The 21,381-nt window shown below is 70.9% G+C and carries 16 protein-coding genes; 11 read left to right on the top strand and 5 right to left on the bottom strand.

Features of this window, described 5'->3' with window-relative positions; all coding sequences use genetic code 11:
* From J5Y10_RS10825 to J5Y10_RS10790, 8 genes are all read left to right on the top strand, one after another.
* Positions 1–1,128: an LLM class flavin-dependent oxidoreductase gene (locus J5Y10_RS10825; RefSeq protein WP_209373433.1), complete on the top strand. Its 1,128-nt coding sequence runs from the start codon at positions 1–3 to the stop codon at positions 1,126–1,128.
* The gene (locus tag J5Y10_RS10820; RefSeq protein ID WP_245214538.1) at positions 1,125–2,075 is read left to right on the top strand and encodes an ABC transporter substrate-binding protein; all 951 of its coding nucleotides are present in this window, start codon (positions 1,125–1,127) and stop codon (positions 2,073–2,075) included. Before J5Y10_RS10825 ends, J5Y10_RS10820 begins: the two co-directional genes overlap by 4 nt.
* Entirely contained in the window at positions 2,072–2,881 is an 810-nt protein-coding gene (locus J5Y10_RS10815) for a class II aldolase/adducin family protein (protein WP_209373431.1), read from the top strand. The genes J5Y10_RS10820 and J5Y10_RS10815 overlap by 4 nt, the downstream gene beginning before the upstream one ends.
* 4 nt (positions 2,882–2,885) lie before the next feature.
* The gene (locus tag J5Y10_RS10810) at positions 2,886–3,830 is read left to right on the top strand and encodes an ABC transporter substrate-binding protein (RefSeq protein ID WP_209373429.1); all 945 of its coding nucleotides are present in this window, start codon (positions 2,886–2,888) and stop codon (positions 3,828–3,830) included.
* A 19-nt stretch (positions 3,831–3,849) separates the two neighbouring features.
* Positions 3,850–4,365 carry a cupin domain-containing protein gene (locus J5Y10_RS10805; protein ID WP_245214536.1) on the top strand — a complete coding sequence of 172 codons (516 nt, stop codon included), beginning with the start codon at positions 3,850–3,852 and terminating at the stop codon, positions 4,363–4,365.
* Positions 4,366–4,396: 31 nt separating this feature from the next.
* Positions 4,397–4,933, top strand: a complete 537-nt coding sequence (locus J5Y10_RS10800) for an Lrp/AsnC family transcriptional regulator (RefSeq protein WP_342452892.1) — start codon at positions 4,397–4,399, stop codon at positions 4,931–4,933.
* A gap of 61 nt (positions 4,934–4,994) precedes the next feature.
* Entirely contained in the window at positions 4,995–5,423 is a 429-nt protein-coding gene (locus J5Y10_RS10795; protein ID WP_209373425.1) for a DUF3597 domain-containing protein, read from the top strand.
* Positions 5,424–5,530: 107 nt separating this feature from the next.
* Entirely contained in the window at positions 5,531–6,928 is a 1,398-nt protein-coding gene (locus J5Y10_RS10790) for an amidase (protein ID WP_209373692.1), read from the top strand.
* Positions 6,929–6,935: 7 nt separating this feature from the next.
* Here J5Y10_RS10790 and J5Y10_RS10785 read toward each other — a convergent pair whose 3' ends face one another.
* Together J5Y10_RS10785 and J5Y10_RS10780 are read right to left on the bottom strand one after the other, a co-directional pair.
* A complete protein-coding gene (locus J5Y10_RS10785) occupies positions 6,936–8,528 on the bottom strand; it encodes an ABC transporter substrate-binding protein (RefSeq protein WP_209373423.1) in 1,593 nt (530 codons plus the stop codon).
* Positions 8,529–8,597: 69 nt separating this feature from the next.
* The gene (locus J5Y10_RS10780; protein ID WP_209373421.1) at positions 8,598–10,391 is read right to left on the bottom strand and encodes an AI-2E family transporter; all 1,794 of its coding nucleotides are present in this window, start codon (positions 10,389–10,391) and stop codon (positions 8,598–8,600) included.
* Positions 10,392–10,559: 168 nt separating this feature from the next.
* Between J5Y10_RS10780 and J5Y10_RS10775 the strand changes: the two genes are divergently transcribed.
* On the top strand, positions 10,560–13,586 hold the full coding sequence (locus J5Y10_RS10775; RefSeq protein ID WP_209373419.1) for a response regulator: 3,027 nt from the start codon (positions 10,560–10,562) through the stop codon (positions 13,584–13,586).
* On the top strand, positions 13,583–13,957 hold the full coding sequence (locus tag J5Y10_RS10770) for a response regulator (protein WP_209373417.1): 375 nt from the start codon (positions 13,583–13,585) through the stop codon (positions 13,955–13,957). Before J5Y10_RS10775 ends, J5Y10_RS10770 begins: the two co-directional genes overlap by 4 nt.
* An 8-nt stretch (positions 13,958–13,965) precedes the next feature.
* Here the strand turns inward: J5Y10_RS10770 and J5Y10_RS10765 are convergent, their stop codons facing one another.
* The 3 genes from J5Y10_RS10765 to J5Y10_RS10755 form a co-directional block, all read right to left on the bottom strand.
* The gene (locus J5Y10_RS10765; protein WP_245214534.1) at positions 13,966–14,784 is read right to left on the bottom strand and encodes an NAD-dependent protein deacetylase; all 819 of its coding nucleotides are present in this window, start codon (positions 14,782–14,784) and stop codon (positions 13,966–13,968) included.
* Positions 14,785–14,846: 62 nt separating this feature from the next.
* On the bottom strand, positions 14,847–16,475 hold the full coding sequence (locus tag J5Y10_RS10760; RefSeq protein ID WP_209373414.1) for a TolC family protein: 1,629 nt from the start codon (positions 16,473–16,475) through the stop codon (positions 14,847–14,849).
* Between the two features lie 77 nt (positions 16,476–16,552).
* A complete protein-coding gene (locus J5Y10_RS10755) occupies positions 16,553–19,687 on the bottom strand; it encodes an efflux RND transporter permease subunit (RefSeq protein WP_209373411.1) in 3,135 nt (1,044 codons plus the stop codon).
* Positions 19,688–19,956: 269 nt separating this feature from the next.
* Here J5Y10_RS10755 and J5Y10_RS10750 point away from each other — a divergent pair, with 269 nt between their 5' ends.
* Positions 19,957–21,258, top strand: a complete 1,302-nt coding sequence (locus tag J5Y10_RS10750) for an efflux RND transporter periplasmic adaptor subunit (protein WP_209373408.1) — start codon at positions 19,957–19,959, stop codon at positions 21,256–21,258.
* Positions 21,259–21,381 lie beyond the last annotated feature (123 nt).

Raw genomic sequence — 21,381 nt, 5'->3', positions numbered from 1 at the left:
ATGAGCCTCAACACCCTCCCTGCTGACGGCGTCGAGTTCATCGGCATGGTCCAGCCGCGCGAGCAATCGGAGATCCATCCGGCCAGCGGCCCGTCGATCGATCCGTCCTACCTGATCGCCTCCGCCAAGGCGCATGACGAGGCGGGCTTCGATCGCATCCTCATTGGCTGGCACTCCAATGGGCCGGATGGGCTGCAACTTGCCGCCCATGCCGCCGCGCATACGAGGAAGGTCGGCTTCCTCGTCGCCCACCGCCCGGGCTTCCAGGCGCCCACCACCGCGGCCCGCGCCTTCAACACGCTGGACCAGCTGAGCAATGGCCGCGCGGCGCTGCACACCATCTCCGGCGGCGATGACGTGGATCAGGCCCGCGACGGCGACTGGCTGGACAAGGACGCGCGTTACGAGCGCACGGACGAGTACCTGACGATCCTGAAGTCGGTCTGGGCCGCGAAAGCGCCCGTGGACCACGAAGGTGCCTTCTACCGCATCAAGGGCGCCTCGCCGGAGGTGCGGAGCGTACAGCAGCCCCGCATTCCCCTGTACTTCGGCGGCGCGTCCGAGGCGGCGCTGCGGGTGGCCGGCAAGCACGCCGACGTCTACGCGCTGTGGGGCGAGACCCATGCCCAGGTGCGCGAGATCATCTCCCGCGTGCGGGCGGAGGCGGCGAAGCACGGCCGCGCCGATCAGGTGCGCTTCTCGCTCTCCTTCCGCCCGATCCTGGCGGATACGGAGGACGCGGCCTGGGGCCGGGCGGAGGCCATCCTGCACCGCATCCGCCAGATCCGCGGTACTGCCATCCTTGGCGCGAACACCCATGCGCCGCAGAATGCCGGCTCCCAGCGGCTGCTCGCGGCTGCGGCGCTCGGCGACAGGCCGGAAGGTCGCCTCTACACCGCCATCGCGCGGGAGACGGGCGCGCGCGGCAACACCACCGCGCTGGTGGGCACGCCGGAGCAGGTGGCGGAAGCCTTCCTCGAGTACTACGACCTCGGCGTTACCACCTTCCTCATCCGCGGCTTCGACCCGCTGGAGGATGCGGTGGAGTACGGCCGCTCCCTCCTGCCCGCCACCAGGCGGCTGGTGCAGCAGCGCCTCGCTGGCCGCGTGCAGGTCGCCGCCGAATGATCGCGCGCCGCCTGCTCCTCGGGGGCGCGGCCGTGTTGGCCGCCCCCCGCATCCTGCGTGCCCAGACCCCGCTCCGCGTGGGCGACCAGCGTGGGAACGCCCGCGCGGTGATGGAGGCCTCCGGCCAGCTGCAGGGCTTCGGCGACCGTATTGCCTGGAGCGAGTTTCCCGCCGCGGCCCCGCTGGTGGAGGCGCTGAATGCCGGCGCCATCGACACGGGGCTGGTGGGCGACGCGCCCTTCACCTTCGGCGCTGCCGCCGGCGCACCGATCAAGGCCATCGCGGCCACGCGCGAAAACCGCGAGGGTCTTGCGATCCTCGTGCAGAAGGACAGCCCCTACCAGTCCATCGCGGATCTGAAGGGCAAGCGCATCGCCACGGGGCGCGGCTCCATCGGACATCAGGTGGTGCTGGCGGCGCTGGAAAGTGCCGGGCTGCCGCTGGACGCCGTGCAACTCGTCTTCCTGCTGCCGGCCGATGCCAAGGCGGCCTGGACCCGCGGCTCCGTCGAGGCCTGGGCCACCTGGGAGCCCTATGTGAGCCAGGAGGAGGTGCTGAACGGCGCCCGCCGCGTGGCGCATGGCCAGGGGATCACGCCCGGCCTCGGCTTCCAGGCCGCGCGCGACGACGCCATCGCGTCCCGGCGGGATGAGCTGGCGGAGTTCGTCCGCCGCCTTGCCGCGGCGCGGGAATGGGCGAACGCCAATGTCGCGGGCTATGCGAAGACCTGGTCGGAGCTGATGAACATCCCGGCCCCCGTGGCCGAGCACTGGTTCCGCCGCGCCGCGACCCGCGTCGTCCCGGTTGATGACAGCGTAGCGGCCGACGAGCAGAAGAACATCGACCTTTACGCCCGGGCCGGCCTCGTCCGCCGCCGCGTTCAGGCGAAGGACCTGCTCGACACCTCCTTCAACGCCGCGATCGCGGCCGGGACCCGCCGGGCATGAACCAGATCACCCGCATCGAGGCGCCGACCGAGGCCGGGATCCAGGATTTCGGCGACCTGCTGCGCAACGGCGAGCCGGGGCGCACGGTCGAGGAGGAGCGGCTGCACCGGAAGCAGCGCCTGGCCGCCACCTTCCGCCTCTTTGCCCGGGCGGGCTTCGATCAGGGCCTGGCCGGCCATGTCACGGCGCGCGACCCAGAGTTTCCCGACGAGTTCTGGGTGAACCCGCTCGGCCGCCACTTCTCGCAGATCCGCGTCTCCGACCTGATCCGCGTGAACCATCACGGCGAGGTGGTCTTCGGCGGCCAGCCCGTGAACCGCGCGGCCTTCGCCATCCATGCCGCCCTGCACCGGGCGCGTCCGGACGTGGTGGCGGCGGCGCACACGCATTCCACCTACGGCAAGGCCTGGGCCTCGCTGAACCGGTTGCTGGACCCGATCAGCCAGGATTCCTGCGCCTTCTACGAGGACCATGCGCTGTTCGACGACTTCACCGGCGTGGTGCTGGACACCTCGGAGGGGGATCGCATCGCGGAGGCGATCGGGGAGAGGAAGGCGGTGATCCTGCTGAACCATGGTATCCTCACCGTGGGCCATTCGGTGGAGTCCACGGCCTGGTACTACCTCTCCATGGACAATGCCGCCCGTGCCCAGCTTCTGGCCGAGGCCGCCGGCACGCCGCGCATCATCCCGCACGAGGTCGCGAGGCTCACCCACTCGCAGGTCGGGTCGCAGAAGGGCGGGCTGCTCTCCTTCCAGCCGCTCTACGCCTCCATCACCGCGCTTGAACCCGACCTGCTGGATTAGGCCGATGCAGAGACGCACCCTGCTTGGCGGGCTCCTCGCGGCGCCCGCCATCACCCGCACGGCGTTCGCGCAGGCCACGTCACTCCGCGTCGGCGACCAGCGCGGCGGCATCCAGCCGCTGATGGAGGCCGCCGGCCTTCTCTCCGGCACGCCCTACCGGGTGGAATGGTCGCAGTTCGCCGGCGCCCCGATGCTGCTGGAGGCACTGAACGCCGGCGCCATCGACACGGGTGGCATCGGCGATGCGCCCTTCACCTCCGCGGTCGCGGCGGGGATTGAGGGCAAGGCGGTCTCGGCCGTCCGCTCCGGTGGGGCGGTCACGGCGCTCGTCGTGCCCGGGAGTTCGGCCATCCGCATCGTGGCCGATCTGCGGGGTAAGACGATCGCGACGCTGCGCGGGCAGACCGGCCATTTCCTCACCCTCGCCGCCCTGGAGCGCGAGGGGATGCCGCTCGACTCCGTCCGCTTCGCCTTCATCGCCCCGGACGCCGCCAAGGCCGCCATGGCGAACGGCTCGGTGGATGGTTGGGCGACCTGGGGCCCCTATATCGCCCTGGCCAAGGTGCAGGACGGGGCGCGGGAGATCGTGAACGGCGGGGAAGGGCTGATGAGCGGCCAGAGCTACCAGATGGCCTCCGACACGGCCATCAAGGGCAAGCGCGAGGCCCTGGCCGACTTCCTTCGCCGGCTGCACCGCGCCCGGGAATGGGGCCTGGCGAACCCGGAGGAGCAGGCGAAGGTCTGGAGTGCCGGCACCGGCTTCCCGCTGCCGGTGGGCAGGGAGGTCGTCGCCGTCGCCTCCACCCGGACCGTTCCGATCGATGAGGGGGTTATTGCGGCGCAGCAGCGCGTCACCGACTTCTTCGCCAAGGTGAAGGTCATCCCGCGCGCCCACCGCGTGGCGCCGGCCTTCGATCCGGGCTTCAATGCGGCCATCTTCGCCGCCTGATCACACGAGGACCATCGACATGCCCGACGGCAGCATCACCAAGCAGCAGAGCAACCCGCAGGGGCCCGGTTACGACTGGCGCAACAAGGGCATCCGCCACGTCTCCGCGGCCGACCGCAGCTGCGACACGCCCGAGACGCTCGGCATGAACCGCGAGGTGGCCATCTCCGGCAGCCGCACCGGCTCCACCCATCTCTGGGCCGGCACGAACCGGATCGAGCCCGGCTCCCAGACCGGCCCGCACCACCACGGCGAGCTGGAGAGCATTATCTACATCATCTCCGGCACCGCCCACATGCGCTGGGGCGACCGGCTGGAGTTCATCACGGAGGCGAAGGCCGGGGACTTCTTCCAGGTGCCGCCCTATGTCCCGCACCAGGAGATCAATGCTTCCACCACCGAGGTGCTGCACTGCGCTCTCGTCCGCAGCGGTGTGGAGGAGGTCGTGGTGAACCTGCCGGACATCGAGGTGGCGGAGACGCCGGAGTGGGTGAACGTCAGCTCCGCCGCCATGCCCGGCAAGAAGCCGGTCTGATCGGGCCCCTTGAGGATGGGGGGCGGGGCAGGTGCCCCGCCCGCCCGATACGATGATGGACGAGATCGACCGCAAGATTGTCGGACTGCTGCAGACCGACGCCACGCTCTCCGTGGCCCAGCTCGCCGACCGGGTCGGCCTCTCTCCCACCCCCTGCTGGAAGCGGGTCCAGAAGCTGGAGGCGAGCGGGGTCATCACCCGCCGCGTGGCGCTGGTGGACCCGGAGAAGATCGGCGTCGGGCTGATCGTCTACGTGGCGATCGAGGCCGGGGACCACACGCCGGACTGGCTGGAGAGCTTCACCCGCGCCATCAGCGCCATGCCGGAGGTGATGGAGGCGCACCGCATGGCAGGAGAGGTGGACTACATGCTCCGCGTGGCCGTGACGGGGATGGCGGAGTTCGACGCTCTCTACAAGCGCCTGATCCAGGCCGTGCCGATGCGCAACGTCACCTCGCGTTTCGCCATGGAGCAGCTGAAATACACCACCGCCTATCCTCTCCACCGTGCCAACTTCCGGGATCGGGCGGGGAGGGACCTGGAGGGCGAAGTCCAAGGGCAGGGTTAGCGGGACAACCCCGGCGCCCCGGCGCCGTTGTGCGGGCACCACACGCTTACAGGAGTCTCGCATGAGCATGTTCCGCGACATCATGGGCAAGATCTTCGGTCATCCGGCCGCCGCCCAGCCCGCGCCCGGCGGCATCGGCACCCTGCCGGACGCCAGCGCCTCCTCCGCCAGCCCCGCATCCGGCACCACGGCGCCTTCCACCGCCGGCGCCGCGTCGGGCACCCCCGCCCAGGCCGTGGACGTTGAGGCCGTGCTGACGGACATGGCCTCCAAGAACTCGCAGAAGCTCAATTGGCAGAGCTCCATCGTGGACCTGATGAAGCTGCTGAACCTGGACAGCGGCCTCGAGAGCCGCAAGGAACTGGCGCACGAGCTGGGCTACAGCGGCAGCACCGACGATTCCGCCAGCATGAACATCTGGCTGCACAAGCAGGTCATGCAGAAGCTGGCCGAGAACGGCGGCAAGGTGCCGGACAGCCTCAAGGGCTGATGATCGGCGCCGCTCCGGTAGGTCCGGGGCGGCGCCTTGCCGCTGGACAGGATCGCGCCGTGGGTTCCCAATGCCGCCGAGCATTGGGAGACACGCGCGTGGATGGCATGACCGGGGCCGGCTACCGGCCCGACGCCTTTCGGCAACTCACCTTCCATGACGCGGCCGCTGCCTTCGCGAAGGGCAAGGATAGCCCACGCGCCTATCTCGAACGCTGCCTGGAGACGATCGCGGAGCGCGAGCCCGGGGTGAAGGCCTGGGTCGTCGTGAACGAGGCGGGAGCGCGGGAGGCCGCGGATGCCAGCGCCGCCCGCTGGCAGGCCGGCACGCCCCTCTCGCCGATCGATGGCATGCCGATCGGGATCAAGGACCTGATCGAGACGCGGGACATGCCAACCCAGATGGGCTGCGAGGCCTTTCGCGGCAACTTCCCCAAGCGCGACAGCGCCATGATCCGTGCCCTGCGCGACGCCGGGGCAGTGGTGCTGGGGAAGACGGTCACCACGGAGCTTGGCCAGGGGCATCCCGGCCCGACGACCAATCCCTTCGATCCGCGCCACACGCCCGGCGGCTCCTCCTCCGGCTCTGCCGCCGCCGTCGGCGCGCGGATGGTGCCGGCCGCCATCGGAACGCAGGTCGGCGGCTCCATTATCCGCCCCGCCTCGTATTGCGGGAACGTCGCGCTGAAACCGACTCAGGGCGCCATCAACCGCGGGGAACGCCAGGGCCTGTCGCAGAGCACCGCGGGCGTCCATGCCGGGTCCATCCAGGACATGTGGCTGGTCGCGAAGGCGATCGCGACGCGTGCGGGCGGCGATCCCGGCTCGCCCTCCCTCTTCGGGCCGAACGCGCCGCCCGTGGCCAGCAAGCCCACCCGCCTGATCGTCATGGAGGCGGAGGGCTGGGCGGTCCTCGACGAGGGGTCGCGCCACGCCTTCGCGGCCGTGCTGGATAACCTCCGCGCGGCGGGCGTCGAGATCCTGACCCGTGACTCTTCCCCGGCCATCGAGGCCTTCGAGCGCGCCATCGCGGACGCCAAGGCCGTGACCAACGACATCGGCAGCTTCGAGACGCGCTGGAGCCAGCAGAACCTCGTCGAGGCGAGCCCGGAGGGGGTCAGCCAGCGCTTCCTCAACCGCCACGCGCGCGGGATGTCGATGACGCTGGAGGACTACCGCGCCCGCCTGCTGCAGCGGGAGGCCATGCGGCGCGCCCTGGCCGATCTTGCCCCCCTGGGGGATGCCCTGATCGCCCCTGCCTCGCCCGGCCCGGCGCCGGTCTGGGAAGGGGATCGGCCCGGGCAGCCGCTGGCCCCCCGGCCGACCGGTGACATCGTCTACAACGCCGCCACTTCGGCGCTCGGCGTGCCCTGTGTCACGGTTCCCATGACGGCGGTGCGCGGCCTGCCGATGGGCGTGCAGATCATCGGCCACCCCCACATGGATGCCCGCGTCACGGGCTACGCGCGCTGGATGCTGGAAAAGGTGAAGCCCGTGGTCGTGTGACGGCGGCCTAGGCGTCCGGGCGCACGCCCATGGCGATGGTCCGCTCATCCATGCGCGGATCGTGCCGCAACCCGCGCCGGAAGGCCCAGGTGTTGGTGAGCTGCAGGAGCTGGATGTAGGGCACCGTCTCCGCGTAGTGCGCCACGGCATCCCGCAGCAGCCCTTCCCGCGCCGCGTCGTCCATGGTGGCGGAGGCGCGGGCCACCATCTCGTCCAGCGCGGGGTCGGAGAGACGCCACATGTTGTTCGAACCCGTCAGCTTCTGGCGGTTCGGCGTGCCGGTGATGTTGATGAGGTAGTTCGTCGCCTCGCCGGTGGAGCTTCCCCAGGCCGCCATCTGCATCGGGAACTCGAAGCGCGTCCGCCGCGGGACGAAGGCGGCGTAGGGCATGGAATCCACCGTGGTTCGCACGCCGATGCGCGTCCACATCTGCGCCACCGCCTGGGACAGCCGCGAATCATTCGGCCAGCGGTCGTTCGGGGTCGCGATGGTCAGGCGGAAGCCCTGCGGGTAGCCCGCCTCGGCCAGCAGCCGCTTCGCCGCATCCGGGTCGAAGCTGTCCGGCTTCACCTCCGGGTTATAGCCGAAGGCGCCGCGCGGCAGCCATTGCCCGGTCGGCTCCGCCGCGCCTTCCATCACCCGCTCCACCAGCGCCTCGCGGTTGATGGCCATGGAGAGGGCCCGGCGCACGCGGATGTCGAGGAAGGGATTGCGCGTAAGCGGCGCGCCGCCATTGTCCGTCACCGCCGAGCTGCCGCCTTCCGGCGAGTGCATCGGGGCCATGAACATCGTCCGCAGGCTCGCGATCTCGGAGACGGCCACGCGCGGGTCGCGCTTCAGCTTCGCCAGGTCGCTCGTCGGGATCTGGTCGATCAGGTCCACGTCGCCGGAGAGCAGGGCGGCGGTGCGGGACGCGTCGTTCGCCAGGAAGCGGTAGTTCACGGTCGCCCAGGGCTCCGCGCCGCCCCACCATCCCTCGTTGCGCGCCAGCACCGCGCGGTCGCCGGAGGCGTAGGAGATAAGGCGATAGGCGCCCGTGCCGATCGCCGCCCTGCCGCTGTTGTAGTCCTCCGTCGCCGTCCCGTTCACGTGGCGGGCGATGATGCTGATCTGCGTCAGGTCGATCGGCAGCAGCGGGTGCGGCTGCTTCGTGTGGATGCGTAGGGTGTGCGGGTCCGCCACCTCCACCCGTGCCACTTGGCGCAGGAAGCCGCCGAAGCCGCCGGGGCTGTTCGCTACCTCCGGCACGCGGGCAAAGGTGAAGACCACGTCGTCGGCCGTGAAGTCGCGCCCGTCATGCCACGTCACGCCGCGGCGCAGGCGGAACTCCCACTCCGTGTCGGAGACCACGCGCCAGCTCTCGGCCAGTCCCGGCACCGGCCGCGCCCGCGCATCCCGGTCCACCAGCCGGTCGAAGATCTGCATGGTGAGCGAGTTGTTCGGGCCGTTGTTGTGGAAATGCGGATCGACTGAGGTGGGCGGCGTGCCGACGCCGATGGTCAGCGAACGGCCGGCTGCGGGCGCGGGTGCCTGCGCCGTCAGCGCGACGGGAAGGCCCGCCAGGAGGACGCGGCGTGAAACGGGGATGCCAGCAGCCATGGTCCGCGCCCTCTTCTCTGCGGGGCGAAGGCTAGACGAGGCGCGGCGCCGGGGGATACCCCCGAAGCGTCACGCGCGCGCGGCCATTGCCTCGCCCAGGGCCGCCGCTTCGCTGAGGGAGGTGATGATCACCTCCGCCGAGCCCTCCTCGCGCAGGGCGGCCAGCATGGCGCTGTCGGGGGCGGCGTTCCAAAGCCCCACGATCACCTTCGCCTCCGGCAGTTGCCGGGCGATGCGCCGCAGGAAGAAGCGGATGCCCGCGACGCTGTTCCCCTCCTCCAGCACGGAGAGGAGGACCAGCCGAACCAGCGCGGGGTCAAGGCGGGAGAGGTTGGCCGTCTCCAGCACCGCGCTCGGCTCCGCCCGGGCGCCGAGGCCGGTTCGGTGCAGCACCAGCCCCGCAAGCCGCGCCGTCAATTCGTCCAGCGGGCCGCGCCCGGCGATGCAGACCACCGCGCCCTCCGCACGCCAGGCGGCGGGTAGGGGAGATTCCGCGGCCAGGCCGTAGTCGGAGAGGTCGTCCAGCAGCGTGCCGACCTGGGCGCGAATCACCTCCAGCCGCTCCGGCTCCAGCGCCTCGCGGGACCAGTCGGTCTGGGCCAGCACCAAGCCCCGCAGCGCCACGCCGTCGCCATAGGCGGCGATCGTCGCGCCGGGCTCGTCCAGCGCCTCCCGCGCCTGGTCCACCAGCCCGTCCGCGTCGCCGTCCAGGGCGCGCTGGTAGAAGCTCTCCTCCGGCTGCAACGGCGGCCGGTCGCCGAGAAGCACGTCGAAGAACTCGAAGCGCGGGACGTGGCGGCCCAGCACGACCAAGCCCACCGTGAGGGGGGTGGCGATCAGCAGGCCGATCGGGCCCCACAGGAAGGCCCAGAAGCTCGCCGAGAGCACGACGGAGAGGGGGGATAGCCCGGTGCGGCGGCCGAAGAGGAGGGGTTCGAGCACCTGCCCCATCACAGCACCGCCGAGGATGAACATCCCCAGCACCAGGGCCGCCATGGACCAGCCCGCGTCCACCGCCAGGGCCAGGATCAGGGGCGGCGCCACGGCGATGGGCGTGCCGATGAAGGGCACGAAGCGCATCAGCCCGGCAAGGATTCCCCATAGCAGAGGGCTGGGCAGGCCAATGGCCCAGAGCAGGATGGAGACGATGACGGCATAGGCGGCGTTCAGCGCCACCTGCGCCAGAAAGAGGCGGGAAAGGCGGCTGGCGGCGTCGTTCATCGCCGTCATCGTCCGGTGCAGGTCCCGCGCGCCGGCGAGGCGGATGGCGCGGTCCCGCAGATCCTCCCGATAGAGGAGGACGAGGATGCTGAAGAGGATCACCAGCCCCGCGGTGGCCAGGGGGTGCAGGATCGGGCCGAGCACCGCACCCACCACGTTCAGCAGCGCCGCCTCTGATCGCGGGGCCTGCGCCACGACCACCGTACCGGGCGCGGTGGAGGCTGGCTCCGCAGGTCCGCCGATCCCGAGGCTGCCGAGCAGCCCTTCCGCGCGCCGCAGCAGGTCGCCCAGACCCTGCAGCGTCCCCAGCTTGTCCCGCAGCGTGGCGGCGTAGCGCGGGATGTCCGCCACCAGATCGGCGGCCTGCGCGCCGATGGCCGCCATGATGGCGCCGATCAGGGCGAAGGCCGCCAGCACCGCCGCCATCACGGCAAGGCCCTTGGGCAGCCCCACGCGCTGCAGCAGCCGGGCGATCGGGGCCAGCACGAAGGCCAGCAGCACCGCCAGCACCAGCGGCACCAGCACATCCCGCCCGAAATACAGCGCCGCCACGACGATGGCGGCCGAGACAAGCATGGCGGCCCCCGCCACGGGGTTCCCCGGCGTGGCGGTGGGGGGTAGGCGTCGATCAGGTGGGGCCATGCGGCGCGTCGGGTCCGGCTGAAGCGAGGGGGCGCGGCGGGACCACGCCCCGGCACAACCCGCCAGCCCTGCCCGCGTTGCGCCGGGAAGCGCCACCTGAGTGTCACCGGTTAGGCCCGTGGCCGGAGGAACGCCCCAGACTGCCCCGAGATTACCGAAGGAGCCGACGTGCCCGATACCCTGGCGCTTGAGACCGCTCCCGGTCCTGCCCCCGGTCCCGCTGCGGGATCCGCGCCGGCCCGGCGCCGCTGGCCACGCGTGCCCCTGATCGCCGGCGCCCTGGCCGTGGTGGCGGTGGCGTTGGGCGTGGTGAGCTACGCGATGGACGACCGGGATTCCGACTCCATCGCCGCCGGGGCCGAGCTGGTGGTGGCGCTGGAAGGCGCCCTTTCCGCCCTGAAGGACGTGGAGACGGGGCAGCGCGGCTACCTCCTCGTTGGGCGTGAGGAGTATCTGGAGCCCTACCGCGCCGGGCTGGCGGCGGTGGAGGAGCGGATGCGGACGGTGGAGGCGCTGCGCGGTCCCGCCGGGCTGCCGCCGGAACCGCGGCTGCGCACCCTGATCGCGCAGCGGGAGGATCAGGCGGAGCGCTCCATCGCCGTCCGGCGGGAGGGCGACGCGGACCGCGCCCGCGCCATGGTCGAGACAGGCCGCGGCCGCGAGCTGATGGACACCATCCGTGCCGAGGTGGCCGCCCAGCAGACTGCCGCCCGGCAACGCGTGGAGGCGCTGAACCGGCGGTCCGGGCACCGTGCGCTCTGGCTCGGCGGCGCGGCGCTGGGGGCGGCGCTGCTCGCCTGCGGGCTGCTGGCGGGCTATGCGGTGCACCGGCGCCGGGCGGAGCGCCGCGCCAACTCCTTGCTGGACGCGGTGATGACCGGTGCGCCCGTCGGGCTCGGCTTTATCGGGCGTGACATGCGGGTGGGAAACACCAACCTTGCCTTCGGCGAGATCGCGCGCCGCACCATGGGGCTGGAGGGCGGCAAGGGCGAGTCCCTGCCGCCTGACGTCGCGGCGAAGCTTGAGCCGCGGCTGCGGGCGGTGCTGGAAGGCGGGCGCAGCCAGTCCGCCTCGGAGGTGGAGACACAGCCCCGCCCGGGCGAGGTGCACCACCTCCTCGTCACCCTGTTTCCCGCGGCGGGCACGGCGGTGGAGGGGCTGGGTGCCGGGATCGTCCTCACTGACGTGACGCGCCGGAAGCGCGCGGAGGAGCGGCTACTGCGCAGCGAGGCGCGGTTCCGCAACCTCGCCAACTCGCTTCCCCAGCTTGCCTGGCAGACGGACGCGAAGGGCGAGATCGAATGGTATAACCGCCGCTGGTACGACTACACCGGCCAGGACTACGAAGCGATGAAGGGGTCCGGCTGGACCAAGGTCCACCACCCCGAGCATGTGGACGGCGTGCTTGCCCGGTTCCGGGACGCCATCGCCGCCGGAAGGGACTGGGAGGATTCCTTCCCGCTCCGCGGCGTGGACGGCCACTACCGCTGGTTCCTCTCCCGCGCCGTCCCGATCCGCGATGAGCCGGATGAAACGAACCCGGAGGGCGCGATCCTCGGCTGGTTCGGCACGAACACCGACATCACGGAACTGCGTGAGGCGCAGGAGGAGGCGACGCTGGCGCGCGATGCGGCGGAGGAGGCGAACCGCGCGAAGAGCACCTTCATCGCCAATATGAGCCACGAGCTGCGCACGCCGCTCTCCGCCGTGATCGGCTACTCCGAGATGCTGGAGGAGGAGGCCGCCGATATCGAGGGCGGCGAGGTGCTGACGAAAGACCTGCAGAAGATCGGCGCCAATGCGCGCCACCTCCTCTCCCTCATCAACGACGTGCTCGACCTTTCCAAGATCGAGGCCGGGCGGATGGAGACGCATGTCGAGGAATTCGAAATCGAGACCCTCGTCTCTGAGACGGTGGCGACCGTGCAGGCGCTGCTGCAGCGGAAGGGCAATGCGCTGGAGGTTCGGCTGACCGAAGGACTGGGCACCATGCGCAGCGACCAGGTGAAGCTCCGCCAGTGCCTCATCAACCTTCTCTCCAACGCCAGCAAGTTCACCGAGGGCGGCCGCGTGACCCTCTCCGCCGAGACGGGGCGGGACACCATGGGCCGGCGCGAGATCGCCTTCCGCGTGGCCGACACCGGGATCGGCATGAACCCCGAGCAGCTGGCGAAGCTGTTCCGCCGCTTCACCCAGGCCGACAGCTCCACCACCCGCCGTTTCGGTGGGACTGGGCTGGGGCTGGCGATCACCCGGGCTTTCTGCACCCTGCTCGGCGGCGATATCTCCGTGGAGAGCGAGGAGGGGCGCGGGACCACCTTCACCATCCGCGTGCCGATGGACATGCGGGAGACGGGTCCCGAGCCCTCCGCCGAGCAGCCGATGCCGAGCATCGAGGAGGAGGCTGGCGCCGCCGGGCTGGTGCTGGTGGTGGACGATGATCCGGCCTCGCGCGAGCTGCTCTCCCGCTTCGTGGTGCGGGACGGCTTCTCCGTGCGTTGCGCTCATGACGGGGAGGAGGGGCTGCGGATGGCCCGCCAGCTCCGCCCCACCGCCATCCTGCTGGACGTGATGATGCCGCGGATGGATGGCTGGTCCGTCCTGACCGCGCTGAAGGCGGATCCGGAATTGGCGGAAATCCCGGTGGTGATGGTCTCCATCGTGCAGGAGAGGGCCTTGGCCGTCTCGCTGGGCGCCGCCGATTACCTCATCAAGCCTATCCAGTGGCATCGGCTGCGCGACGTGCTGGACCGCTACCGCGCCCCCGGCGCCGCCCTGGTGGTGGAGGCCGAGCCGGAGCCGCGCATGGAGTTGCGACGCCTGCTGGAGAGCGAGGGCTGGAGCGTGGAGGAGGCCGAGACGGCGGAGGCAGCCATGGCCCGGCTCTCCGCACCCGGCGCGACGTCCTTTGGCCTCGTCCTCGTTGCCATTCCCGGGCCGGACGGGGACGGCCTGCATCTCGTCCAGGGCATTCGCAGCAACCCCGCCTGGAAGGAGGTCCAGGTCATCGCCCTGGCCGGCGGCGGCGTGGCCCCGGCTGAGCTGGAGGCGTTGCGTGGCCAGGTCCAGCGGGTCGTTCCCGCCGACGACGAGCCGCCCGAGGCCCTGCTGACGGAGCTTCGCCGCATCGCGGCATCCCGGAACCCGAAGCCAGCCGCGCCGTTTGAGGCGCAGACGGAGGCCGCATCGCAATGACCAAGATCCTGCTGGTGGAGGATCACGAGGAACTCTGGGATTTCCTCTCCCGCCGCCTTCGCCGCCGCGGCTTCGACGTGGTTCTGGCCCATGACGGGCAGCAGGGCGTGGACGTGGCGCGGGCGGAGAAGCCGGATGTGATCCTAATGGACATGAACCTGCCGGTTATGGACGGCTGGACCGCGGCCCGCACCCTGCGCGCGGACCCGGAGACCGCACGCATCCCCATCATTGCGCTGACGGCCCATGCGATGGCCGGGGACCGGGACAAGATGCTGGCGGCAGGCTGCGACGACTACCATCCCAAGCCCGTGGACTTCCCCCAGCTGCTGTCCCAGATCGACGCCGCGATGCTGGCGGCGGAGGGTTAAGGGGGCGGCTAGAGAAGGAAGGAGAGCGCCTCACCACAGGGCTGCTCGACCTTGAAGGCGAGCAGCTCGTCGGCGCGGGTGCGGCCGATGTTGACGGCCACCACCGGCTTCCCCGCCCGTGCCGCCGCCTGCACGAAGCGGAAGCCCGACCAGACCATCAGCGAGGAGCCGACGACCAGCACCGCATCGGCCGTCTCCAGCGCTTCGTTCGCCGCCTCCACCCTGTCGCGCGGAACGCCCTCGCCGAAGAAGACGACATCGGGCTTCAGCACGCCGCCGCAGGCGGGGCAGGGGGGCACATCGAAGCTGGAGAAGTCCTGCCCCTCCAGATCGGCGTCGCCATCTGGTGCGCGGGCAGCCTCCAACCCGGCCCAGTCGGGGTTGCGCCGGGTCATCTCCTGCTGGAATTCCTCGCGCGGGATCACCCTTTCGCAGCCCAGGCATCGCACCCTGTCCAGGCGGCCGTGCAGGTCCACCACCTCCCGACTTCCGGCGGCCTGGTGCAGCCGGTCCACGTTCTGGGTCAGCAGGAACCGGCTCTTGCCTCGCGCCTCCAGCCGGGCCAGGGCCTCATGCGCGGTGTTGGGCCGCACCCGGCCGAAGCTGCGCCAGCCGACGAGGCTGCGCGCCCAGTAGCGCTGTCGCGCCGCGTGGGTGCCCGTGAAGGCCTGGTATGTCATGGGCTGGGCGCGCTTCCACTGACCGTCCGCGTCCCGGTAGTCGGGGATGCCGGAATTCGTGCTGCACCCCGCGCCGGTGAGCACGAAGATCCTGTCATGGCCGTGGACGAAGTCCTGAAGGCGGGCGCTGTCTGGCATCACCGGCATGTAGGTTGCGCAAGGCAAAACCGCCACGCGCAACCGCCATGTCGTCTGGCGATGCCATCAGCTCAGAGCCGGGGCGCGATCCCCTCCACCCCGGTTGCTTGCTCCAGCCCGGCCAGGGCGTTGAGATACGCGGCGCGCGCGGCATTGGCCGCCACGCGGGTGGCGTTCAGCGTCCGCAGGGCGTCGAGCGTATCCAGCAGGGTCCGCCCGCCGGCGAGGTAGGCGGCCTCCGTGGAACGGTAGGCTTCTTCCGCCCGGCGCAGCGCCGCACCGGTGGTGAGGTCCAGCAGGGCGCGGGACTGGACATAGGTGGCCCAGGCAACGGCGAGGTCGGCCTGCGCCGTGGCCAGCGCCGCTTGCGCCTGGGCCTGGGCCTGACCGCGCTGGGCATTGGCGACCGCGATGTTCCCCTCCGTGATCCGGCTGGTGAAGATCGGGATGGAGACGCCGATACCCAGGGTGTCGTTGGCGCGCAGGCGCCGGCTGGACTCGGGCAGGTCCTGGCTCAGCTCCGTGCGCGTCACGCTGCCGGAAACCGAGAGGTCGCGGGAGCGAGCGGCCTCTGCCAGCCGGGAATTGGCATCGGCCGCGTTCACGTTGCGGGAGGCCACCAGCACGTCCGGGCGGTTCGGCAGCGCGTCGGCCAGGGTCTCGCGGGTCACGTCCAGCGGCGGGGTATTCGTGAAGTCGCCGCGCAGGTCGAAGGGCATGCCGGCGAGGATGGCGGCCACCGGGTCGCGCCCGACGCCCCGCGCCGCCGCCTCCGAGGTGCGGCTGGCGTCCTGCCCCAGAAGCGCGGCCACCTGGGCGGCGGCCACGGCATAGGCCTGGGCGGCATTGGCCACGTCCTGCTCGAAGGGCAGGCGGCTGGCCTGGAAGCGCAGGAGGTCGGACTCCGGGATGGCGCCGTCCCGCACCTGCCGGGAGAGCAGGCCCTCCGTGCCGTTGAGGCTGCTGCGGTTCGCCAGCGCCACCTGCAGGTTGGCGCGCGCCTGCAGCGCGGAGATGAAGGCTTGGCGCAGCGCGAGGAGCTGCCCGCGCAGGGCGTCCAGCACCTGCGCCTCGGCCACGCTGATGTTCTGGTCGGCCAGGCGACGCCGCAGCTCGCGCTTCCCGCCCCGTTCGATGGTGAAGGAGAGATTCACCGAGGCGTTGTTGAGGGGCGAGATATATCGCCCGCCATTGTAGCCGCTGAACCGGCTGCGCTCGTTCACCTGCGCCGTGGTCTGGCTGTACCCCACCGAGCCGGCCGGATTCGTATCCGCCACTAGCCGCTGCGCGCGCGTGATGTCCACGCCGCGCCGCGCCGCCACCACGGCCAGGTTGCGGTCCAGCAGCATCGTCTCCGCCTCGGCCAGAGTTAGGGCCGGAGCGCGGATGGGGACCTCCATCGTGGAGGGGGCGCGGGTGGGGCGGGGCGGCGGCAGGGGGCGCGGCGTCGGCACCGCGGGCACGGCAGCGGGGCTGGTGGCATCGGGTACGACCGGCGCGACCACCGGGCCCTGCAGCACTGGAGCCTGGACTGCCGGCAGCGGGGCGGGCGCCCCGGCGACGGGCGCGGTGGCCCCGGGCAGCGCGGGCACGGGCCGCGTCGGGGCCGGGCCGACGACGCCCTGGGCGAGCGCAGTCGAGGCCAGGGCGGTGGAGGCGAGCAGCGCGGCTGCGAGGACGGCTGGCTGGAGGCGGGTCATCATACGAGTCCTTCGCGACAGTCTTGCGAGGATGGGCGGGCAGGGGAAGGCCGGGCCCGCCAGGGCCCGGCGAGTTCTTACTCGGCGGGGGTGGCGCCCACGAGGGCGGCGAGTTGCGCCTTCTCCTCCCGCTCCGCCCGGCGGCGGCCGAGCAGGTCCACCGTCACCGGCAGCACCACGAGGATGAAGATCGGCACCAGCCCGATCCCGCCCACCACCACGATGGCCAGCGGCTTCGTCACGTCCGCGCCGATGCCGTGGGCCAGCGCCATGGGCAGCAGCCCGCAGAAGGAGGCAAAGCAGGTCATCATGACCGGCCGCAGCCGGTCGAACCCCGCCCGGGTCAGCGCCGGCGTCCAGGCCAGTCCTTCCTGGTCCCGCAGCTGGTTGAAGTAGGAGAGGAAGATGATCGCCTCCATCACCGTGATGCCGAGCAGCGCGAGGAAGCCGATGGCGGCGGGCACGGAGAAGTTCAGCCCAGCCGCCGCCAGCGCCAGCACGCCGCCGGAGATGGAGAGGGGCAGCATGGCAAAGACGATCAGCGTCTCCCGCAGGCGCCCGAAGGCGACGTAGAGGAGCACCGCGATGATGGCGAGGGCGATCGGCACCACCACCATCAGCCGCGCCACGGCGGCCTGCAGGTTGCGGAACTCGCCCACCCATTCCAGCCGGTAGCCCTGGGGCAGCTGCACGTTGCGCTCCACCCGGTCCTGGCTCTCCAGCACCGCGCTGGCCGGGTCGCGGCCGCGGACGGAGAAGCGGACGGGCACGTAGCGGGCAGAGTTCTCGCGGTAGATGTAGGAGGCGCCGGAGATCATCTCGATCTTGGCCACGTCCCGCAGCACGGCGTTGTTGCCCACCGGCACGCGGCCGATCGCGTCCGGCCCATCGCGGTACTGCTGGGAGAGGCGGACGACGATCGGGAAGTTGCGGTCCCCGCCCGGCTCGAAGAAGTTCCCCGCCTCCTCGCCACCGACGGCCGCGGAGATGGCGGTGTTCACGTCGTTCACCGAAAGCCCCAGCCGCGCGGCCTTGGCGCGGTCCACCGTGATGGACAGGGTCTGCTGCCCGACGCTGAGGAGCACGCCGAGGTCCGCGATGCCCTGCACCTGGGACATCTCCCGCCGGATCTGGTCCGCGATGCGGGATGCGACGGCGGGCTCCGGCCCGATCACCTTGACCGCGTTCGCGCCCTTCACGCCGGAGGCCGCCTCCTGCACGTTGTCGGAGATGGCCTGGGAGAAGGAGAACTCCACCCCTGCGAATTCCTCCTCCAGCCGCGCATTGATCTTCGCCACCAGCTCGTCGCGGGTGGGCGCGGTGGTCCACTTCTCCTGCGCGATCAGCGGCACGAAGAACTCGGCGTTGAAGAAGCCCGCGCTGTCCGTGCCGTCATCCGGCCGGCCCTGCTGGGAGGTGACGGTGATCACCTCCGGGAACTCCATCAGCACCCGGCGGACCCGGTTCGCCACCGGGTTCCCTTCCTCCAGGGAGATGGTGGAGGGCATGGTGGCGCGCAGCCAGATCGATCCTTCCTCCAGCGTCGGCAGGAACTCGGCGCCGAGGCGGGACATCACGCCCATGCTGCCCACCAGCATGACGACGGCCAGCAGCATCGTAAGGCCACGCCGGCGCATGCCGCCGTTGAACAGCCGGGTATAGGTCCAGCGGATGCCCTTGACCGCGAAAGTGTCCTTCTCCTCCGTGTCCACCTTGAACAGCGTGGCGGAGAGGGCGGGGGTGATGGTGAAGGTGGCCAGCAGCGCACCGCCGATGGCGTAGGCGTAGGTCTTGGCCATCGGGCCGAAGATGCGCCCCTCGATCCCGCCCATCGCGAAGAGCGGGATAAAGGCTGCGATGATGATCAGGATCGAGAAGAGAATGGCGTTGTCCACCTCGGACGCGGCCTTCAGCACGGTCATCGGCACCGGGCGGGGCTTCTCGCCGGGCTTCAGGTGGTGCCGGGCCAGGTGCAGGTGGCGGAAAATATTCTCCACCATGATGACCGTGGCATCGACCAGAAGGCCGAAATCCAGTGCGCCGAGGGAGAGGAGGTTCGCGCTCTCCCCCTGCACCAGCATCATGATCACGGCGAAGAAGAAGGCGAAGGGGATGGTCGCGGCGATCACTATCGCGCCGCGCAGGTCGCCGAGGAACAGCCACTGGATCACGAGGATCAGCAGCACGCCCTCCAGGATGTTGTGCACCACCTTGACGGTGGTGTTGCTGACCAGGTCCTCGCGGTCATAGAGGGGCACGATCTTCACGCCGGGCGGCAGGACGCCGCCCTCGTTGATGCGCTTCACCTCGGCCTGCACGCCGTGGATGGTGGGCAGGGTCTGCTCGCCGCGGCGCATCAGCACGGTGCCGAGCATCACATCGTCGTCGTTCTCATGCCCGGCGATGCCAAGACGGGGCAGATTCCCCACGCCCACGGTCGCTACGTCGGAGACGAGGACGGGGTTCCCGCCCTGGCTGCCGAGCACGACGTTGCGGATATCATCCAGGGAGTGGATCAGGCCGATGCCCTGCACCACCACGGATTGGGGCCCGACGTTCAACGTGCCCGCGCCGACGTTCACGGACCCCTGGCGGATGGCGTCCACCACGTTGGGCAGCGAGAGGCCGTAGGCGTTCAGGCGGGAGAGATCCACCTGCACCGAGTAGGTCTTGGACCGCCCACCGAAAGAGGTGACGTCGATCACCCCCGGCACGCGCTTGAAGCGCCGGTCAAGCACCCATTCCTGCAGCGTCTTCAGGTCCTCCAGCGGGAAGCCGGGCGGGCCCACCAGCCGGTAGCGCATGATCTCGCCGATGGGGGAGGCGGGGGAGATGCCGGGCTGCGCCCCGTTCGGCAGGGAACCGAGCTGGCCCAGGCGGTTCAACACCTGTTGGACCGCCTGCTCGTAGGAGTAGCTGAAGTTGAACTGCACGCGCACGTCCGAGAGGCCGAAGAGGCTGGTGGAGCGCAGCGTGGTCAGGTTCGGCAGCCCGGACATGGCCACCTCGATCGGGATGGTGATGGTCCGCTCGATCTCCTCGGCGTTCTGGCCGGGGTTCTGGGTGATGACCACCACGGTCGGCGGCACCGGGTCCGGATAAGCCTCGATGTTCAGGGTGCGGAAGCCGAGCACGCCGATGACCATGAACACGGCGAAGAACAGCAGGACGAGCGGACGGCGCTCGAGGGCCTGGGTAACGAGGTGTCGCAAGGTCGCGGCTCCCGCGGGCGTGTAAGTCTCTGGGGTGGTTTTACGGCAGAGCCGGGCGCATGGCTCTGGCGCCCCCTGTCCGGGAGCCCCAATTGGCGCGGTGCGCCAGAAATCGGAAGTGAAAACTTCGGCCTGTAAGCGCCGTGTAAGTTGACCGGTCCATAACACCGCCCATGGATCGGCGGGCAGGGCCACAGGCCCCGCGAGCCGGTCCCGGGACCACGCCGAGCATCATGCGTCAAACGGGTGCAGGAAACAGGGTGACGGCCATGAAGATGATGACCCCGCCGCAGATCGCCGAGGTTGCCTCCCAGAGCGCCGCCGCCCAGGTTGAGGCGCCTGTTGCGCCCCGCCGGCGCCTGCCCTTGCTGCTGGCCGGGATTGCCGTGCTCGCCGTCGGTGGTGGCTATGCCTGGAAGGAGTTCGGCGGTCATCAGGCTCCGGCGGTTATCTCCCCCGCCCAGGCCGCGTCGAATGTCGGCCGCCAGGCCGACGGGTCCTTCCGCATCACCCCGACCGAGGCGAAGCTGCTGCGCGTGGAGCCGGTGGCCGCCCGCGCCTTCCGGCCGGAGCGCGTGGCCGAGGGCCGCATCGCCTTCAACGAGGAGCGGTCCACCCCCGTCTTCTCCCCCTATACCGGCCGCGTGGTCCGCGCCGTCGCCCAGCCCGGCCAGCAGGTCCAGGCCGGGGACGTGCTGTTCGAGATCGAGACGACGGACCTGACCCAGGCCGCGAACGACCTGCTCTCCGCGCTCGATGCCGGCGGCAAGTCCCGCACCGCGGTGGACCTGGCCCGCCGGAACGAGGCGCGGCAGCGCGACCTCTTCGCCGCGAAGGCCGCCGCCCGCCGCGACGTGGAGCAGTCCCAGGCCGACCTGGCCAATGCCATCTCCGACCAGCGGACCGCGGAGGCCACCCTGGCCGCCGCCCGCGACAAGCTGCGCGTTCTCGGCCGCACCCCGGAGCAGATCGCGGAGATCGAGCGGACCCGCCGCGTGAACGCGGTGGTGGCAGTGACCGCCCCCCTGGCCGGCACGGTGGTGTTCCGCCGCATCGGCCCGAACCAGTGGCTGAACGCCGGCAACTCCGACCCGATCTACACCATCGCCGACCTGTCCCAGATGTGGCTGGTGGCGGGGGTGCGCGAGATGGACGCGCCGATGGTCCGCCCGGGCCAGAACGTGCAGGTGACGGTGGACGCGCTTCCCGGCCAGGCCTTCAGCGCCCGGATCGCCAATGTTGCCAACTCGCTGGACCCCACCACCCGCCGCCTGACCGTCCGCGCCGCGGTGGAGGATCCCGACCACCTCCTGAAGCCCGAGATGTTCGCCTCCTTCCGCATCGCGGTGGGCGAGGCGAAGGACGCGGTGGCGGTGCCCGCCGGCGCGCTGATCTACCGGGGCGCCAACACCTCCCTCTGGGAGGCGCTGGGCGACGACCGCTTCATCATGCGGAGCGTCCGCACGGGAATGCAGTCCGACGGCATGGTCCAGATCACGGACGGGCTGAACCCCGGCGCCCGGATCGTCACCGGCGGTGCGCTGTTCATCGACCGGGCTGCGCAGGACTGATTGGACCGTCCAGGGCTTCCACGCCTGGAGCATCTCCCGGGTCGCGCAGCTCGGTCGGGCCGCTAGCCTCCGGCGATCGAACTGGATTCTACCCTATTGCGCCCCGGCTCTCATGAGCCGGGG

The sequence above is a fragment of the Roseomonas indoligenes genome (genome assembly GCF_017813365.1).
Lineage (GTDB): Bacteria > Pseudomonadota > Alphaproteobacteria > Acetobacterales > Acetobacteraceae > Roseomonas > Roseomonas indoligenes.
Note: the sequence above shows the minus strand (reverse complement) of the source record. Positions and strands in the feature narration are given on the sequence as shown.

Bases quoted from the DNA above. Each gene is read 5' to 3' on its own strand.
- J5Y10_RS10825 (WP_209373433.1), top strand. From the start codon at position 1: ATGAGCCTCAACACCCTCCCTGCTGACGGCGTCGAGTTCATCGGCATG.
- J5Y10_RS10820 (WP_245214538.1), top strand. From the start codon at position 1,125: ATGATCGCGCGCCGCCTGCTCCTCGGGGGCGCGGCCGTGTTGGCCGCC.
- J5Y10_RS10815 (WP_209373431.1), top strand. From the start codon at position 2,072: ATGAACCAGATCACCCGCATCGAGGCGCCGACCGAGGCCGGGATCCAG.
- J5Y10_RS10810 (WP_209373429.1), top strand. From the start codon at position 2,886: ATGCAGAGACGCACCCTGCTTGGCGGGCTCCTCGCGGCGCCCGCCATC.
- J5Y10_RS10805 (WP_245214536.1), top strand. From the start codon at position 3,850: ATGCCCGACGGCAGCATCACCAAGCAGCAGAGCAACCCGCAGGGGCCC.
- J5Y10_RS10795 (WP_209373425.1), top strand. From the start codon at position 4,995: ATGAGCATGTTCCGCGACATCATGGGCAAGATCTTCGGTCATCCGGCC.
- J5Y10_RS10790 (WP_209373692.1), top strand. From the start codon at position 5,531: ATGACCGGGGCCGGCTACCGGCCCGACGCCTTTCGGCAACTCACCTTC.
- J5Y10_RS10785 (WP_209373423.1), bottom strand. From the start codon at position 8,528: ATGGCTGCTGGCATCCCCGTTTCACGCCGCGTCCTCCTGGCGGGCCTT.
- J5Y10_RS10780 (WP_209373421.1), bottom strand. From the start codon at position 10,391: ATGGCCCCACCTGATCGACGCCTACCCCCCACCGCCACGCCGGGGAAC.
- J5Y10_RS10770 (WP_209373417.1), top strand. From the start codon at position 13,583: ATGACCAAGATCCTGCTGGTGGAGGATCACGAGGAACTCTGGGATTTC.
- J5Y10_RS10765 (WP_245214534.1), bottom strand. From the start codon at position 14,784: ATGCCGGTGATGCCAGACAGCGCCCGCCTTCAGGACTTCGTCCACGGC.
- J5Y10_RS10760 (WP_209373414.1), bottom strand. From the start codon at position 16,475: ATGACCCGCCTCCAGCCAGCCGTCCTCGCAGCCGCGCTGCTCGCCTCC.
- J5Y10_RS10750 (WP_209373408.1), top strand. From the start codon at position 19,957: ATGAAGATGATGACCCCGCCGCAGATCGCCGAGGTTGCCTCCCAGAGC.